Genomic DNA, 17,663 nt, shown 5'->3' on the forward strand with positions numbered 1-17,663 from the left:
TCATAGTCTCATCATGGCGCATATTATGTTCTGTCGCCATCATTCACCCTCAAACAGATGTTATCCCACTAAAAAACGTTCAAATCTGGAGCGAAACTGAATCTCAAGAAGATGTATGCTATAGTTAACGTATGGAAATTTGAAAGGATGTTTTAAATATGGTAAAAAGCGTTGTAATCGCTGAAAAGCCTTCCGTTGCACGTGATATTGCGCGTGTACTTAAGTGCGATAAAAAAGGAAATGGCTACCTTGAAGGTAGTAAATATATTGTAACTTGGGCTTTAGGTCATCTCGTTACATTAGCTGATCCAGAAAGCTATGATGTGAAATATAAACAGTGGAATTTAGAAGATTTACCGATGCTACCTGAGCGCTTGAAATTAACGGTTATTAAACAAACAGGGAAACAATTTAATGCTGTGAAGAGTCAGCTACTTAGAAAAGATGTAAATGAAATTATTGTAGCGACAGATGCTGGACGCGAAGGCGAATTAGTCGCACGTTGGATTATCGATAAAGTTAAAATACAAAAACCTATTAAGCGTTTATGGATTTCATCTGTTACTGATAAAGCAATTAAAGACGGCTTCGCAAATTTAAAACCAGGTAAAGCATATGACAATTTATACGCTTCGGCTGTCGCACGTTCAGAAGCTGACTGGTACATCGGTCTTAACGCGACTCGCGCTTTAACGACTCGCTTTAATGCCCAGCTGAATTGCGGCCGTGTACAAACACCTACTGTCGCTATGATCGCTAATCGTGAAGATGAAATAAAGAACTTCAAAGCTCAAACTTACTACGGTATCGAAGCACAAACAACGAATCAGTTAAAACTAACTTGGCAAGATGCAAATGGTAATAGCCGCAGTTTTAATAAAGAAAAAATTGATGGTATTGTAAAAGGTTTAGATAAGCATAATGCTACCGTTGTGGAAATTGATAAAAAACAGAAGAAGTCATTCTCTCCTAGTCTTTACGATTTAACTGAATTACAACGTGATGCAAATAAAAAGTTCGGTTACTCTGCGAAAGAAACATTAAACATTATGCAGAAATTGTATGAGCAACATAAAGTTCTAACGTATCCTCGTACAGATTCACGCTATATTTCATCTGATATCGTTGGAACACTTCCAGAGCGTCTAAAAGCATGTGGCGTTGGAGAATACCGTCCTTTAGCACATAAAGTATTACAAAAGCCTATCAAGGCTAATAAATCATTTGTTGATGATAGTAAAGTAAGCGATCATCACGCAATTATTCCGACAGAAGGATACGTTAATTTCTCCGCCTTCACAGATAAAGAACGTAAAATTTATGATTTAGTTGTAAAACGTTTCTTAGCCATTTTATTCCCAGCATTCGAATACGAACAACTAACGTTACGCACAAAAGTTGACAATGAAACGTTCATTGCACGAGGAAAAACAATTTTACATGCCGGCTGGAAAGAAGTATATGAAAACCGCTTTGAAGATGATGATGTAATGGATGACGTAAAGGAGCAACTTCTACCTCGCATTGAAAAAGGCGATACATTAACTGTAAAGTTAATTATGCAAACATCAGGTCAAACGAAAGCACCTGCACGTTTTAACGAGGCAACTTTACTTTCAGCAATGGAGAATCCTACAAAATATATGGATACGCAAAACAAACAACTTGCTGATACGTTAAAATCAACTGGTGGATTAGGTACTGTAGCGACACGCGCAGATATTATCGACAAGTTATTCAATTCGTTCTTACTTGAAAAACGTGGTAAAGATATTCACATTACTTCAAAAGGCCGTCAGCTACTTGATTTAGTGCCAGAAGAACTGAAATCTCCTACACTAACTGGTGAATGGGAGCAAAAACTCGAAGCAATTGCAAAGGGTAAACTGAAAAAAGAAGTATTCATTTCAGAAATGAAGAACTATACGAAAGAAATTGTTTCTGAAATTAAATCGAGTGATAAAAAATATAAACATGACAACATTTCAACAAAGTCTTGTCCAGACTGCGGTAAACCAATGCTAGAGGTAAACGGCAAAAAAGGAAAAATGCTTGTATGCCAAGACCGTGAATGTGGTCATCGTAAAAATGTATCTCGTACAACAAACGCTCGTTGTCCGCAATGTAAGAAGAAGTTAGAATTACGTGGTGAAGGTGCAGGACAAATCTTTGCATGTAAATGTGGCTATCGTGAGAAATTATCCACATTCCAAGAAAGACGTAAAAAGGAATCTGGAAGCAAAGCTGATAAACGCGACGTTCAAAAATATATGAAACAGCAGAACAAAGAAGAAGAACCATTAAACAATCCGTTCGCAGAAGCATTAAAGAAGTTAAAATTCGATTAAACAAAAAGGTTCCTACCACTATCGGTAGGAACCTTTTATTTTTAATGAATAATTTTACTTCCTTTAGCGTTCTCAACAAACTTTTCACTCGATTTGTTAATTGGTGTTTTCAGTAATAACGCAGCAACAATCATAATTACTACGAAAGCACTTAACACAAGTAAATCTCGCGTTACGATATCCCAAAGCATTCCACCTACTGTTTCACGAATTGCACTAATTGCATATGTGAACGGTAAGAACGGATAAATTGCTTGGAAGAACGCTGGTGTCATTTGAATTGGGAATGTTCCGCCCGATCCTGCTACTTGCAGTACAAGTAAAATAATCGCCATCGATTTCCCAACGTTTCCGAAAATAGAAACAAGTGAGTATACAATACAAACGAAGACTCCACCAATAAATAAACTAAATAACACAAACCAGAACTTATCGACTACGTACGTACCGAGCAAGAATATATCTCCCATCGATACGATAAACGCTTGTGAAAGACCTATCGTTAAGAATGTTAATAAACGTCCGAAGTAAATTTCATGGCTCTTATAATTCGCGCCTTCTTCATGTACTTCTACTGTTAATAATGAAACCATTAATAATGCGCCTACCCATAATGCAAGCACTGTATAGAATGGTGACATCGCTGAACCGTAGTTTGGCATCGCAAATAACTTATTCTCTTTTAAATTGACTGGATTCGCGAAGTAATCACTTTGCTTTTCAACATCATTTTTCAATAAGCGTATGATGTCTTTTATATCCTCTTCAGATTCAAAATCACGAATTTTATTTGCTAAGTCTTTAATCTTTTTCTCAGTTTCCGGCATGTCAGCCTTAATGTCTGTTAATTTCTTTTTACCGTCTACTAAGCCTTTTGATGAATCTTCTAGTAGCTTTTTAACATCTGGAAGCTTTTTGTCTGCTTCTTTTAAAATTTGAGATGTGTTTTTAGACATCTCTTTTGTACGAGCAATAGCTGCATTGAAATTTGGAGTGATTTCTGAGTCATATTTAGCTAAAATGTCACCAATTTGGCCCGAAACACTTTTAGATACTTCATTAATACTTTCAATCACATCTGCTGCTGGTTTTTGCCCTTTATTAATAGAGTCAATTCCTTTATCAGTTAAATCGATTCCTTTTTGAAGACCATCTTTTACTTTATTCAATTTAGAAATCGTGTTATTCGTGTTCTTATCACTATTTACATCTGCTAAAACTTTATTTGTACTTTCCAGAACTGGAATCATGTCGTTAAATAAATTCCATGCTGCTTTGAACTGTCCATTTAAATCATTTAAGGCTACTTTTGTAGAGTCTAATCCATTAACACCTGCGTTGCTTAAGTCTTCTCTTGCTTTTCCAAGTTCTGTTTTTAATCTGCTGTAATCACTTACAGCCTTATCGTACTTTTCTCTACCATTGTCTAATGCCTCATTGGTTTGATTTACTAACTCATTCGCTTTTTTTATATCTTGATTTAAATTACCTCTAAGTTGTTGCGCATCTTCTTTTACACCTTCAGCCTTATCTTTCAATTGCTCGGCTGTACTTACTGCTTTTTCAAAATCAGTTACGAATGTTGCATTATAATCTGCTTCTGCTTGATTTACCAAGTTATTTATTGAATCTAACTTTTTATTAGTAGCATCTCTTACATCTTGTTTCACTTCTTGCCCTGTACCAATAATATTGGCAATATCTTTAACGCCACCATTTGCATTTTCAATAGCTGATTTAAGGTTTGTTAATCTTTCTATTCTCTTTTGGAAGAATTCTTTTCCAAAATCAGTTGATGCCGACTCTTTAAATTTAGTAAAGACATCAATTACATATGAAACACTATCCGCACGTCCTTGCAGCGTCTCAGAAACATTATTAAGATCTTGTTTCGCTTTTTCCGGATCAAAATTACCATTTTGTAACCCGTTTATAACACCTTGTGCGTAAGTTGTTCCAACACGTATTGAGCTGAAAACATTATTTACAGTTTGATCAATATTTTTAGCAATATTCTTATACCCATCACCATTCACTTGCGGTAACGCTGGAATTTCTGGTATTTGCGGTATTTGTGGAAGAGTTATATTAGGTAACACTGGTAATTTAGCTGGATCTGGAAGTGTCAGATTAAAATCAAATGAAGGATTTTTTAAGTAATCCGTAATTTTCGCTGCAGCATCCAATCCCTGCTTCGTTACAATTAAATTATTCTTAATAGTTCCCGGAGCACGATTCAATGTTTCATTATTTCTCGCGAAGAACTTATCTAAATTCCCTAATGCTTCCTGCCCATCATTCATAACACTTTCTACAACCGGTAACTCTTTTTGCGCTACTTTCACAATATCCTCTGCTCGAGTTGCATCATCTAACGCCTTATCCATTAATGTATTCATTTCTGGGAACTGCGCTTCTAACTTAAAGACAAGGTCTTTTACTTTCTCGATACTTGGTAAGTTTGTTTCTAAATCGATTCCAAGGTCATTGAAGATTTTAAAAATCTCACCGTTTGCTGTTTTAACGAAGTTTTTACTAATTTCTTCCGTAATACCTGATGCACCTTTTGCTGTAATTTTCGGTGCAATCGCATTTACTTTTTCATTTACATAGTAATCAAGTTCTGGCTTTTGTGGATTTTCATCCAGAACAGTTGCAATTTTTTCAGAGAAGTCTTTTGGGATTGTAATACTTGCATAATAATCCCCACGCTCAACTCCGTAAATCGCCTGCTTTTGGTCTACAAATTTCCAACCAAGATTATTGTTTTTCTTTAGAGAATCTACAATCTCGTCCCCGATATTGATATCTTTCCCTCTTAAATTAGAGCCTGCATCTTGGTTAGAAACGGCAATGGGAACCTCTTTTGTATTTCCATATGGATCCCAAGAAGCTTTAATGTTAAACCATGCATATAACGATGGTAAAATCATTAATCCTAAAACAATAACAATTGCAGCCCAATGTTTAGCTACATTCCGTAAATCTGTCTTATAAATACGCCAAATTTGTTTCATAGAAGTTATCACCTAATTATATATTTTTCCTTCTTTAGAAAATGATACATACATTTTGCAATTATATCACTTTCTACATCGTGGATTAAACGAAAATACACTATTTTTCCCATTAAATATTTCACTTACTTCATTATATAACGAAGTAAAAAAAGTATGCATACAAAATGACCAAATTAGTTTTACATTCAATAATAACAAATATATAGGAAATGTCATAAAAAATACAAGTATTTTATCTTGGCAATACTTGTATTCCTCAAAAAAATCCTCACAGCTTTCCATCATCTGTGAGGATTTCTTCTATTATATATCTACTTGTACTTCTACACCGAAATGATCTGAAATTACATTTCTGTTCGTACCATTAAAAATGACTTTTGAAGAACGAACTTTTTCACTTTGGTTACACAATATTAGATCGATTCGTAAGTTATGTTTATTTTCATCCCAACCAGCAATCTCACCTTGGACAGTTGTTCCTTCATCCTTCTCTATTGCTAGTTCATATGTGTCATACAAACCTTTTTGCATCATATATTCATAACCTTCACCTTGTAAACGAGCGTTATTATTAAAATCACCCATTAAGAAGGAAAGTTCATTACTATCTACACGCCCCATCAAACGATTAACTTGATCTTTGAATGATTCTTCTTCATCATTCCACCAACCGAGGTGGCAAGAGTAAAACGTTATATTCTTATCATTATAAGCAATTGTCGCACTTACAATTTTGCGTGTTTTCCAATACGTTGTATCCTTATTTTCTGAAATAAAGAACGTATCTTCTTTTACAACATTATGCTTCGTTATAATCGCTAATCCTTCTTCATACACATCATAACCAATATGAGAGAAATCCCAAGTAATATTGTAATCTTTTACATGTAACGCTTTTAACTCTTCTAATAGTAAAAGTCCAAAATTATCTTCTTTCTTGTTACCGCATACATTTTCAGCTTGTATCGACTGACTTACTTCTTGCAATGCGATGACATCGTACTCTTCTTCTTGAATGACTTTAGCAAGATATTTTATCTTTTCCATTTGATTCTCTTCTTGCCAAGAGTGACAGTTTAAAGTTAGCAATTTCATCTTATTACGCACCTAACATATCTTGAATGTCTGACTTTAATACGTCAGCTTTCGGACCATATACTGCTTGTACACCTTTATCTTTTACGATAAGTCCTAAAGCACCATTTTGTTTCCACTGTGCTTCTGGTGCAACAACATCTAAATCTTTTACTGTTACACGTAAACGCGTCATACAAGCATCTACGTCAGCAATATTTTCTTTACCACCTAATAAATCAATAACTTTTGTTGCTAATGAACCATCCTGTACATTTCCTGTTCCTTCTGATGACTCATCTTCATTATCAATATAGTTACCTGCACGTCCTGGTGTTGGTAAATTGAATTTTTTAATTAAGAAATTGAATAATGTAAAGTTCAGACCGAAGAACACTAATGAAACGATAACGAAATTGATTAAATCTCTTGTTAGTCCTGCATTAACCATCATCGGTGTACGAGTAATTAATTCAATAAATCCAAATGCGTGAACACGTAAGTTAATTAAATCTGCTAATGCGAATGCAAGTCCTGTTGTAATTGCATATACAACATATAATACTGGAGCAATAAACATGAACATGAATTCAATTGGTTCTGTTACACCTGTTAAGAATACTGCTAATGCAGCCGATAAGAACATTGGTTTATATTTTGCACGTTTTTCTTTATCAACATTACGGAACATCGCGAAAGCAATACCCATTAACGCTGCTGTTGAGCCAATAACTTGTCCAGCTTTGAAACGAGCTGGTACAACGTTATTTAATAAATCGTTATATGCTTTCGTATCTCCATTTGCTAGTAAATTATTTAAGTCTGTAATCCATGCAAGCCATAAAGGATCTTGTCCTGCTACAATTTGCCCAACTTTTGAACCAGTTAACATCGTATATGTTCCGCCTAGCTCTGTGTAGTTCATCGGAATCGTTAACATATGATGTAAACCGAATGGTAATAGTAAACGCTCTAACGTTCCATATACAAATGGTGCAACAACTGGTGCACTATCTTTAGATGCTGCAATCCAGCGACCGAATTCATTTAATCCACTTTGGATGAACGGCCATAAAAGTGATAATACAATTGCAGTGACTGTAGACCAAACAATTACAACGAATGGTACGAATCGTTTTCCGTTAAAGAATGCTAATGCCTGTGGTAGTTTATTATAGTTATAATATTTGTTATATAGAGTAGCTCCTAAAAAACCTGTGATAATCCCTACGAAAACTCCCATGTTTAATGCTGGTGCACCAAGTACAGAAGTAAAGTAATCTTTTACAACTAAATCTCCTGCTAATACTGAAGAAACTGTCGCTTTTGAATCCGCTAACATTTCAGCGTTTACGCCAAATATAGCTCCTGTAATTCTGTTCGTTAAGACGAATGCTAATAGCGCTGCAAATGCACCACCTGCGCGATCCTTCGCCCAAGATCCCCCAATTGCTACTGCGAATAAGATGTGTAGATTTGTAATGATTGCCCAACCGATGTCTTCCATTACGCGAGCGATTGTATGAACTGCGTTAATATCCCCAGCAGACATCCCAATTAACTTACCGATAGAAATCATTAAACCAGCTGCTGGCATTACAGCTACAACAACTAATAATGCTTTCCCGAACTTTTGCCAAAAATCAAAAGACGTAATTTTCATCTGTTCTTCCTCCCCTTTATTTATAACAACATAATGATTTAAATGATAATTTCTGTTTCTATTATGAAAACGATTACTTACGTTACTTTATTTTTATCTTTACGCAACCGTTTTCATAAATCTATTCTAATAAAAGCGTTTTCACTTTGCAATAGAAATTTATTTTTTTTCATAAAAAAAGATGCTCTAAGAGCATCCTTTTTTATTATGAAATGCGATAAACCCTTGTTTCATAAGGTTTTAACGTGATTGAAGTTACTTGTTCATTTTCCGCAACTTTATAGTTATTTAAAAGCAAACGTTTGCGTTCTAGTGCAAATGAACCTTCATTATACACAGCTACCTCTTTTGAGATATTACTAATTACAACGATTTTTTCATCGTTTAATGTACGAGTATATGCATAAATTTGCGGATCATCTTCTAAAAGTAAATCATACGTACCGTAATTCAGTACATCGTGCTCTTTTTTCAAGGCAATCATTTTCTTATAGAAATTGAAAATAGAGTTCTCTTCATTCTTTTGCTTTTCAACATTAATTTCTTTATAGTTTGGATTCATACCAAACCAAGATGCACCTGTTGTAAAGCCAGCATTCATCTCATCGTTCCACTGCATAGGTGTACGTGAATTATCGCGGCAAGAAGCCCATATAATTTCCATCATATCTTGATGTGATACGCCCTCTGCAATTTTCTCTCGATATAAATTTTTAATTGCTACATCATCATAATCTTCAATATTTGGGAATTGAACATTTGTCATCCCAATTTCTTGTCCTTGATAAATAAACGGTGTACCGTGCATAAAGAAATACATTGCTCCAAGAGCTGTTGCACTTTCACGCCAATATTGTTTATCGTCTCCCCAAGTTGAAACGATACGTGGCTTATCGTGATTCTCAATATATAAAGCATTCCATCCTTTATTTTCTAACCCTTTTTGCCATTTCGTTAATACCTTTTTCAAACCTACAACATCAAGATCTTTCTTCTTTTCTGCATCCCATAAACTTAAATGTTCGAATTGGAATACCATATTGAACTTACCTTGCTCTTCTCCAACCCAAAGCTCAGCATCTTCAATCTTAACGCCATTCGCTTCACCAACAGTCATAATATCATACTTAGAAAACGTATTTTCTTTTAACTCTTCTAATAAAGGTTGAATACCATCCACATTCATATGTTTATCAAAAGATGGTACATACTTTAGTTCTTTTGGATTTGGCATATCTTTGAAACCATCTTCTTTTTTAATATGGCTGATTGCATCCACTCGGAAACCATCAATTCCTTTATCAAGCCACCAATTAACTGTATCGTATAACACTTCGCGAACCTCTTTATTCTCCCAGTTTAAATCTGGTTGTTTACGCGAGAATAAGTGTAAATAATATTGTCCTGTTACTTCATCATATTCCCATGCCGAACCATTAAAAATACTTTCCCAGTTGTTTGGTTCCGCACCATCTTTACCATCATGCCAAATATACCAATCACGCTTCGGATTGTCTTTAGATGAACGTGACTCAATAAACCATGGATGTTCATCACTCGTATGATTAATAACTAAATCAATAATAAGCTTCATATCACGCTTATGAACTTCATCTAGTAAAGCATCAAAGTCTTCCATCGTACCAAATTCATCCATGATATCTTGATAATCACTAATGTCATAGCCATTATCATCATTAGGTGACTTATACATTGGACAAATCCAAATTACATCTATACCTAAATCTTTTAAATAATCCAGTTTTGCAATAATACCTTGTAAATCTCCAATACCATCACCATTTGAATCCATAAAGCTACGCGGATAAATTTGATACGCAACCGCTTCTTTCCACCATGTCTTTTTCATAGTCATTCTCTCCTTTTGCATCCCATCAGAAATTTATGCAAACGTTTTCGTAACACTATCATAACAAAATATGAATAGTTTGCAACTGTTTTCATTGAACTCTATGTAGATTCCTTATTCTTATGCTTTATTTATTTCTCACAAAAGCAAATCTCATTCCTCACCTGCTCTTGTCCACGCACGTTACATATGCTCGGTTAAAGATTTACGAGACAGCTTTATCAATTGGCCCGATATCGACATTAAAAATTGGCAAACTAGTTATTACGGCCCTAACTTTCAAAGATTGCGTAAAGTGAAAACCATATATGATCCTTGCAATGTTTTTCGTTTTCAACAAAGTATCCCACCCTTTCATACGTAAAAAGGAAGAACAGAATGCTGTTCTTCCTTTTTACATTGAAAATCGTTCAATTGTTTGTTTCAAGTCTGCTGCTTGCTTTTCTAAATCCTTTAACAATTGATCGATTACTACCATATTTTTAGATTGTTGCAACGTCACACGTGCTACTTCTTGTGAACCAGCTGATGTTTCCTCAGCAATTGCTGCTACAGCCTTCGTCTGTGCTCCGGTTTGATGAATGTGACTCACTTGTTCGTTCATATAGCCACTAATTTGCTTCGTTGCATCGGCAACTTCCATAATACTTGATGACATTTCTTTTAAAATTAATTCAGTAGCTTCCCCACGTTTCGCCTCTTCTTTAGCCGTTTTCACTTGCTCTGTCATTTTCAATGCGACTTGTTGCACTTCTTCTTGCATATTCCGTAATAACTGCGATATATTTCTTGCAGAATGATCGCTTTCATCGGCAAGTTTACGTACTTCTTCAGCTACAACTGCAAAGCCCCTTCCATGCTCTCCAGCACGAGCTGCCTCAATAGAAGCATTCAGTGCTAATAAATTCGTTTGACTAGCAATCTCACTCACAACAGAAACAATATGTTCTACTTGTTTCATTCGTTCTTCTAATTTCTTTACATTTTGCATCGAATTTTCATTTTCTTTTGCCAATGTTTGAATACCTTGAATTAAAGAAGTAAAGACTCGTGTACTTTGCCCTAAAGCTTGAACCATTTCTAAAGACAGCTCGTCAGACTGTTTTGCTTTTTCTTCTACTTCACTCGCAATAGAAGTTGTTGTATCAACAGCAGAAACAATCGCCTGAATGGAAGCTGCTGATTGCTCGGCGCCAGAAGAAATTTCTGCAAGGGTTTCAGACACACCTCGTGCTTGCTTTGTTGCTTCCCCTGTTTGCCTTCTAATTTGCTGAACTTGATTATTTGTATACGAAAATGTAGTATCAATATTTTTTACCATACCTCTTAAGTTCCCTAGCATCATATTAAATGCAACACTTAAAGATTTAATCTCATCATCTGTTTTTGGTAACGGGACATCTTCACGAATATCGCCATCGGCCGCTTTCCTTGCAGCCTCCTCCAACTTTCGAAGTGGTTTAATTAAAAAGATTGCTGCTCCATACGCTAAAATTCCAGACCATACTACACCTAATAACATAACGATAATATTATAAACAGTTTGACTTACATAACTTTGAAAATAATCGTATATCACGTAAATAAAAAATATACTTGTTGAATATGTAATAAAAGCTAAAACTGTAGTAAATAGCATAAGTTGTGTACGTAAGCCAAAGGAAAATGTCTTCCTTTCTTTTTCCATCTCTTCTTTCCCCCTTTTTATAAGCAACATAAGTACTACCTATATATTATTATCCATATTTTAGTTATATAAAGATATAGGGATTTTTAAAATCATTATTTCTTTGAATATCAAATTACCCGAAAAAAATAAAGGATTCTGACAATTTATGACTAATAACAGAAATAAGGGGCAACATTTGTAAAATATATTTTGACTGGGGGTTTTGTATGATTCAGGTTCGAAATCTAGTAAAATCATTCGGCTCGCTTGATGTTTTAAAAGGAATTGATTTACAAGTAAAAGAAAAAGAAGTTGTTGTTTTAATTGGTGCCAGTGGTTCCGGTAAAAGTACATTACTTCGCTGTCTTAACTTTTTAGAAATGTACGATGAAGGTGAAATTCACTTACAAGGTGAACGAATTGATCCACAGCATTCAAATTTAAACAAAGTCCGTGAAAATGTCGGAATGGTTTTTCAGCACTTTAACCTCTTTCCTCATATGACCTCACTAGAAAACATCATAGAAGCACCTATCCATGTAAAAAAATTAGAAACAACAAATGCAAAGGAAATTGGAAATCAGCTTTTGCAAAAAGTCGGTCTACAAGATAAAGCAGATGTAACTCCCCACCTCCTGTCAGGTGGTCAAAAGCAGCGCATTGCCATTGCACGAGCTCTTGCCATGAATCCTAAAATTATGCTATTTGATGAACCTACCTCAGCCTTAGACCCTGAACTTGTTGGAGAAGTATTGCAAGTTATGAAAGAACTTGCTGAAGAAGGAATGACCATGGTTATCGTTACTCATGAAATGAATTTCGCAAGAGATGTAGCTGATCGCGTCATATTTATGGATGACGGAAAGATTGTAGAGGACGCTCCGCCAGCACAATTCTTTTCAGCTCCATCACATGAACGAGCAAAACAATTTTTACGCAACGTTTTATAATGTAACTTCTGTTTCAAATGAAAAGAAATACATTCATACGGTGCACAACTAATTGTCCAAATAAAATATCTCAGTAACATACTTAAAACCATCCGTATGATCAATATATAGGAGGGGTTTTATGAAAAGAAAATTATTAACCATTGTTGCGAGTATTACATTATGTACATCCTTCATACTAGGAGCCTGTAGTAAGGAAAGTGCTACTACTTCTTCAAATGGTAAAAAAGAATTTCGTTATGCGATGAGTGGCTTATATAAACCTTTTAACTATAAAGAAAATGACGGAAAGCTTGCCGGTTTTGATGTGGAAATTGGTGAGGCACTTGCGAAAAAAATGAATATGAAACCCACTCCTATTACAAATCCATGGGAAACGCTAATTCAAGGTCTACAATCGAAAAAATATGATGCTATATTGGGCAGTATGGCAATTACAGAAGAACGCTTAAAAGCTGTTAGTTTCTCAAATCCTTATTATCGTTCTGGTGCCCAAATTTTTGTGGCTAAAAAGAATACATCTATCTCTTCTCCAGAAGATTTGAAAGGTAAAAAAATTGGTGTTGTAAAGGCTAGTACCTTTAAAGACCTTGTTGCAAAACATACAGATCAAATCACAGAATATGACAGCGATATTACTGCACTTATGGACTTAGAGCCTGGACGTATTGATGCAGTAATCACTGATCAAATGGTTGGTTTACGTATGATCAAAGAAGGTAAATCAAATATAAAAGAAGCTGGAAAACCATTAAATCTTGATGAAATGGGAATTGCTATTCGTAAAGATGATAAAGAAATGGTTGAGAAAGTAAATAAAGCTTTAGATGAAATCATTAAAGATGGTACGTATGAAAAAATCAGTAAAAAATGGTTTGGGCGTAATATTCTCGGCGAAGAGGAAAAAACGAAGTAAATTAGCTAGTCAAATGTTTCATACATTATGCCCCACTTTTTATGTGGGGTATTTCATTCCCTACCAAAATCCATACAATATGAGGTGACACATATGTTTGAAATTTTTATGTCTACTTATCCCACACTCTTAAAGGCTACTATTGTCACATTACAATTAACACTAACATCCCTATTACTTGGTTCACTAATTGGATTACTATTCGCTTTTTTTCGAATCTCTAACAATAAGATTTTAAATAGTATTGCTCATGTATATATCGCCATTATTCGTGGTACACCTTTAATTGTTCAAATTGCCATTCTCTATTTCGGTATTACATCGATTATTGTCTTCACTCCTTTTTGGGCAGGAGCAATTGCTTTAGCAATCCATAACGGTGCATATATTACTGAAATTTTCCGCGGTTCCATTCAATCTGTCGACCGTGGACAATTGGAAGCCGCTCGTTCTTTAGGTATGCCTTATCCTTTAGCAATGCGCCGTATTGTATTACCGCAAGCATTTCGTCAATCTCTTCCTCCTTTAGGAAATCAGTTTATTATTGGATTAAAGGACTCTTCTCTCGTTGCATATGTAGGATTGTCCGAATTATGGGGATCAGGTTTATCAATTGCTGCAAGTAACTTCCAACAATTAGATACATACATAATCGTTGGTTTATATTACCTCGTACTTGTTCTTCTATTTACTTATTTTGTTAATCTTTTAGAGAAACGATTACAAAGAAAAGAAACAAATTCAGTTCAATTTAGCAAAAAGAATAAAAAAGAAGTCTCTTTATAAAAAAAAAGCAAGCCTGAAATGGCTTGCTTTTTCACTGCAAAATATATCAATTTTTATTGATTTACTTTTTTAATACTCTCTTCTTCCTCTATATGTTCCTCACGATATGAAATATTATGAGGATCTAGTCCATTTCCTAAAGAACCATAGAAATGCTCTCTATGCGGATCCACTAACTCACTTCCTTGATAATACACACGTGGTGTATTCCATAGCGCTGCCAAAGCTTTTGTCATTGGCATCTCATGATAGCGTTCCGGCCACATTTCTTTAATTTTCTCTTTTACTAACGGATAGTATTTAGAGCTCATAGCAGGGAACAAATGGTGTTCTGTATGATATGAGAAATTGAAATGTAAAACGTCTACCCAGCGCGGCACTGTTACTGATAAACAGTTCGCTAACGGATCATTTACTGGAACAATTGGATTTAAGCGATGATTTGTTGCGATATATGCCATTACAATAAAGTTAGCAATTAACAATGGAATTACATATGCAAATAACCATTTTCCAGGTCCCATAATAAACAATAAACTAATCCAAACAGTCCAAGGCAAAAGAAGTTGAAGCCATACAGATTTTTGATTGGATGACTTAAATTCCTTTATAAAATGAAAGAACATTCGAGTCGAATGTAACGTAAATTGAATGGTTAGTGACAGAAAACTAAAGAATGAACGAACATGAAGAGGCATGCGATATACCCACCTTAAAAACTTACTCTTTTTCAGTTTCTCAAGTGTAGGCCATGCATCTGGATCATTTTCTTCATGTTGTGTATGAACATGATGCGTTGCATTATGCCACTTTCTCCAAAGCTTCGGGCCAGTTGATAATGGCATAAATGCTATCGCGCCTAAAAAATCACGAAGCCATGCTTTTCTTACAACAGTTCCATGTAAAATTTCATGTCCTAAAAATCCAAGTGAAGCAAAACATAATCCAAGAACAATCGCAATTCCTAGATTCGCCCACACATTCAATTCAAATACACCAATCGATATTAACCCCGCCAATGCCACAAGCAAATAAGCCAGTCCACCAAATAAACGTGTAGGAACTGGTTTAAATGCTTTTTTCGGCAAATGTGGTGATACACGTGCTGCATACCACCCAAACGTATGAAGCTCCTTCATCCTTTTGCCCCTTTCTTATGCCGCGTCTTGCGCAACTTACATATATCAATTCTTGCTTCCAGATTGATTTTACTAGCTGATTAAAAAGCATCTATGTATAAGGAAAATATACTCACTCTATCGTCACTTATCTTTTCGCTTTTATTATCAATGAAAAACATTTCTCTTTTTACTCTCTATCAACCTTTCCACATGATGAATCATATCAATAGAATTTCCATATTGTCAACAACTTTTATGACCTAGTAATAAAAGTTGGTTATATTTTTATAATCATACTTTATTCCACTAAAGAAAAAACATAGATTTTATAAGGTTTTACCCATTATGCATATATATATGCTGACATACTATAGACTCTATCTTATTCAAGAACTCTCTGTGTAAACAACAAATAAACTCACCTGAATCTAGCTTTGCACAACTCCTATCTCTTCATACCGACAACACCAAAATTATATTAAAATAATTTTATCTTTCTTTTAATAAAAATAGGCTCTCTCTAAAACAGCACACATGAATTTCATATCTTATGGAAATATTAAAAGGAAAATTGTTCTAAAATCGGGAGGTTTCTATAATGACAAGCGATACATTTCCACAATTCCCATTATCTTATTGGATTGAATCTACTCAAATCCCTGCTTTTCCCCCTTTATCTGAAAATATAAAGACAAAAGTTGCCGTTATCGGTGCCGGTATTACAGGTATTACTACTGCCTATTTACTTGCGAAAGAAGGCATCGATGTTGTTTTAATTGATTCTGGTCTTATTTTAAATGGAACGACTGGGCATACAACAGCAAAGGTAACAGCACAACACGATCTTATTTATGATGAATTAATAAATCATTTTGGTTTGGAAAAAGCGAGGCTTTACTATGAATCAAATAATCATGCTCTACAATTTATAAATGAGACGGTGAAAACATATAAAATCGACTGTAATTTCTCAAATGAAGATTCATATTTATATACAACTACTGATAATGGATTAAGAAGTTTATCAAAAGAATATGAAGCCTATCAAAAATTAAATATACCTTGTGACTATGTTCAATCTCTATCGATTCCGATTCCAGTACAATCTGCACTTGTCATGAAAAACCAAGGACAATTCCATCCCCTCCTTTATTTGAAAACACTTTTAGAAAAGTTTGTAGAGATGGGTGGAAAAGTTTATGAACAAACAACAGCTATTGATGTGGAAAAGGGTGATTATCCACAAATCATTACAAAGAGCGGACATCGCATCACTTGTGAATATGTTGTCTCTTGTTCACATTTTCCTTTTTATGATGCGAATAGCTTTTTCTTTACACGAATGTACGCAGAACGCTCTTATGCTCTTGCCATTAAAGCAAAAACAGATTATCCAGGTGGCATGTATTTAAGTATTGATGATCCAAAACGCTCCTTACGCTATACAACAAACAATGGAGAACAATTAATTTTAATTGGCGGAGAAAGTCATAAAACAGGACAAGGAATAAACACGATGCTTCATTACGAAGCACTGTATTCTTTTGCGGAAGCAACGTTTGGAGTAGATGAAGTTCCCTATAGATGGTCAGCACAAGATTTAATCACGCTAGATAAGCTTCCTTATATCGGACATATTAACGAAAGAAATCCAAATATATTTGTTGCAACTGGATATCGTAAATGGGGAATGACAACTGGAACTGCTGCCGCTCATTTACTGAAGGACTCCATTCTAAAAGTCCACAATCCCTATAAGGAGCTGTATGCACCATCACGCTTCCATGCAAATCCAGATATAAAAACATTCCTCTCCCAGAACATTGATGTTGCGAAACATTTAATTGAAGGAAAGATTGAAACCGCATTACGTAAGCCAGAAGATCTTGAAGTTGGTGAAGGATCTGTCGTACATGTTAATGGGAAACGAGCAGGTGCTTATAAGGACAAAGATGGGAAATTACATATTGTCGATACAACTTGTACACATCTCGGCTGCGAAGTTGAATGGAATAATGGTGATTGTACTTGGGACTGCCCTTGCCATGGTTCCCGCTTTTCAATTGGGGGAGATGTTATGGAAGGTCCAGCAGATCAACCGTTAAAACGAGTTGATAATGAGTAAACAAATAAAGAAGTTCAACAGGATTCCTGTTGAACTTCTTTATTTGTTATAAAACCTTTTCAGATAAACTTCGATATAAGAAGGGAAATATTAACATCAAATAAAATAATATATTTATCTA

General features: G+C 34.9%; 11 protein-coding genes and 2 pseudogenes. 6 read left to right on the forward strand and 7 right to left on the reverse strand.

Going from position 1 to position 17,663, the window contains the following annotated elements; all coding sequences use genetic code 11:
- The first annotated feature begins 158 nt into the window (after positions 1-158).
- Positions 159-2,348 carry a DNA topoisomerase III gene (topB, locus tag RBB48_RS19910; RefSeq protein ID WP_097889291.1) on the forward strand — a complete coding sequence of 730 codons (2,190 nt, stop codon included), beginning with the start codon at positions 159-161 and terminating at the stop codon, positions 2,346-2,348.
- A gap of 41 nt (positions 2,349-2,389) precedes the next feature.
- Here the strand turns inward: topB and RBB48_RS19915 are convergent, their stop codons facing one another.
- The 4 genes from RBB48_RS19915 to RBB48_RS19930 form a co-directional block, all read right to left on the reverse strand.
- Positions 2,390-5,365, reverse strand: a complete 2,976-nt coding sequence (locus RBB48_RS19915) for a YhgE/Pip domain-containing protein (protein WP_306007993.1) — start codon at positions 5,363-5,365, stop codon at positions 2,390-2,392.
- 306 nt (positions 5,366-5,671) lie between these two features.
- Positions 5,672-6,463, reverse strand: a complete 792-nt coding sequence (locus RBB48_RS19920) for an endonuclease/exonuclease/phosphatase family protein (RefSeq protein WP_075311954.1) — start codon at positions 6,461-6,463, stop codon at positions 5,672-5,674.
- 4 nt (positions 6,464-6,467) lie between these two features.
- Complete coding sequence (locus tag RBB48_RS19925) at positions 6,468-8,105, reverse strand: PTS transporter subunit IIBC (RefSeq protein ID WP_000705549.1); 1,638 nt, start codon at positions 8,103-8,105, stop codon at positions 6,468-6,470.
- Between the two features lie 205 nt (positions 8,106-8,310).
- Positions 8,311-9,975: a glycoside hydrolase family 13 protein gene (locus RBB48_RS19930; RefSeq protein ID WP_060486900.1), complete on the reverse strand. Its 1,665-nt coding sequence runs from the start codon at positions 9,973-9,975 to the stop codon at positions 8,311-8,313.
- Between the two features lie 181 nt (positions 9,976-10,156).
- Here RBB48_RS19930 and RBB48_RS19935 point away from each other — a divergent pair.
- Positions 10,157-10,339: pseudogene (locus tag RBB48_RS19935) on the forward strand (BBE domain-containing protein); the annotation flags it as partial.
- 30 nt (positions 10,340-10,369) lie between these two features.
- On the opposite strand, the gene RBB48_RS19940 reads toward RBB48_RS19935, so the two are convergent.
- Together RBB48_RS19940 and RBB48_RS31870 are read right to left on the reverse strand one after the other, a co-directional pair.
- A complete protein-coding gene (locus RBB48_RS19940) occupies positions 10,370-11,320 on the reverse strand; it encodes a methyl-accepting chemotaxis protein (protein ID WP_426934240.1) in 951 nt (316 codons plus the stop codon).
- Positions 11,312-11,692: pseudogene (locus tag RBB48_RS31870) on the reverse strand (HAMP domain-containing protein); the annotation flags it as partial. The pseudogene RBB48_RS31870 and the gene RBB48_RS19940, both read right to left, overlap by 9 nt.
- 179 nt (positions 11,693-11,871) lie before the next feature.
- Here RBB48_RS31870 and RBB48_RS19945 point away from each other — a divergent pair.
- The 3 genes from RBB48_RS19945 to RBB48_RS19955 all read left to right on the forward strand — a co-directional run bounded on the left by RBB48_RS19945 (position 11,872) and on the right by RBB48_RS19955 (position 14,296).
- Entirely contained in the window at positions 11,872-12,594 is a 723-nt protein-coding gene (locus RBB48_RS19945) for an amino acid ABC transporter ATP-binding protein (protein ID WP_064477213.1), read from the forward strand.
- A 121-nt stretch (positions 12,595-12,715) separates the two neighbouring features.
- On the forward strand, positions 12,716-13,510 hold the full coding sequence (locus RBB48_RS19950) for an ABC transporter substrate-binding protein (RefSeq protein ID WP_046953749.1): 795 nt from the start codon (positions 12,716-12,718) through the stop codon (positions 13,508-13,510).
- A 93-nt stretch (positions 13,511-13,603) separates the two neighbouring features.
- Positions 13,604-14,296 carry an amino acid ABC transporter permease gene (locus RBB48_RS19955; protein ID WP_000461606.1) on the forward strand — a complete coding sequence of 231 codons (693 nt, stop codon included), beginning with the start codon at positions 13,604-13,606 and terminating at the stop codon, positions 14,294-14,296.
- 53 nt (positions 14,297-14,349) lie between these two features.
- Here RBB48_RS19955 and desB read toward each other — a convergent pair whose 3' ends face one another.
- On the reverse strand, positions 14,350-15,435 hold the full coding sequence (desB, locus tag RBB48_RS19960; protein ID WP_064477210.1) for a Delta(10) desaturase DesB: 1,086 nt from the start codon (positions 15,433-15,435) through the stop codon (positions 14,350-14,352).
- Between the two features lie 580 nt (positions 15,436-16,015).
- Here desB and RBB48_RS19965 point away from each other — a divergent pair.
- Complete coding sequence (locus RBB48_RS19965) at positions 16,016-17,542, forward strand: FAD-dependent oxidoreductase (protein WP_306007994.1); 1,527 nt, start codon at positions 16,016-16,018, stop codon at positions 17,540-17,542.
- The last annotated feature ends 121 nt before the right edge of the window (positions 17,543-17,663 follow it).

It is taken from the genome of Bacillus sp. MMSF_3353, from assembly GCF_030733445.1.
Taxonomy (GTDB): Bacteria; Bacillota; Bacilli; order Bacillales; family Bacillaceae_G; genus Bacillus_A; species Bacillus_A wiedmannii.

What these genes read in the sequence shown, in the direction of transcription:
- topB (WP_097889291.1), top strand. Translation starts at nt 159, where the DNA reads ATGGTAAAAAGCGTTGTAATCGCTGAAAAGCCTTCCGTTGCACGTGAT.
- RBB48_RS19915 (WP_306007993.1), bottom strand. Translation starts at nt 5,365, where the DNA reads ATGAAACAAATTTGGCGTATTTATAAGACAGATTTACGGAATGTAGCT.
- RBB48_RS19920 (WP_075311954.1), bottom strand. Translation starts at nt 6,463, where the DNA reads ATGAAATTGCTAACTTTAAACTGTCACTCTTGGCAAGAAGAGAATCAA.
- RBB48_RS19925 (WP_000705549.1), bottom strand. Translation starts at nt 8,105, where the DNA reads ATGAAAATTACGTCTTTTGATTTTTGGCAAAAGTTCGGGAAAGCATTA.
- RBB48_RS19930 (WP_060486900.1), bottom strand. Translation starts at nt 9,975, where the DNA reads ATGAAAAAGACATGGTGGAAAGAAGCGGTTGCGTATCAAATTTATCCG.
- RBB48_RS19940 (WP_426934240.1), bottom strand. Translation starts at nt 11,320, where the DNA reads ATGATGCTAGGGAACTTAAGAGGTATGGTAAAAAATATTGATACTACA.
- RBB48_RS19945 (WP_064477213.1), top strand. Translation starts at nt 11,872, where the DNA reads ATGATTCAGGTTCGAAATCTAGTAAAATCATTCGGCTCGCTTGATGTT.
- RBB48_RS19950 (WP_046953749.1), top strand. Translation starts at nt 12,716, where the DNA reads ATGAAAAGAAAATTATTAACCATTGTTGCGAGTATTACATTATGTACA.
- RBB48_RS19955 (WP_000461606.1), top strand. Translation starts at nt 13,604, where the DNA reads ATGTTTGAAATTTTTATGTCTACTTATCCCACACTCTTAAAGGCTACT.
- desB (WP_064477210.1), bottom strand. Translation starts at nt 15,435, where the DNA reads ATGAAGGAGCTTCATACGTTTGGGTGGTATGCAGCACGTGTATCACCA.
- RBB48_RS19965 (WP_306007994.1), top strand. Translation starts at nt 16,016, where the DNA reads ATGACAAGCGATACATTTCCACAATTCCCATTATCTTATTGGATTGAA.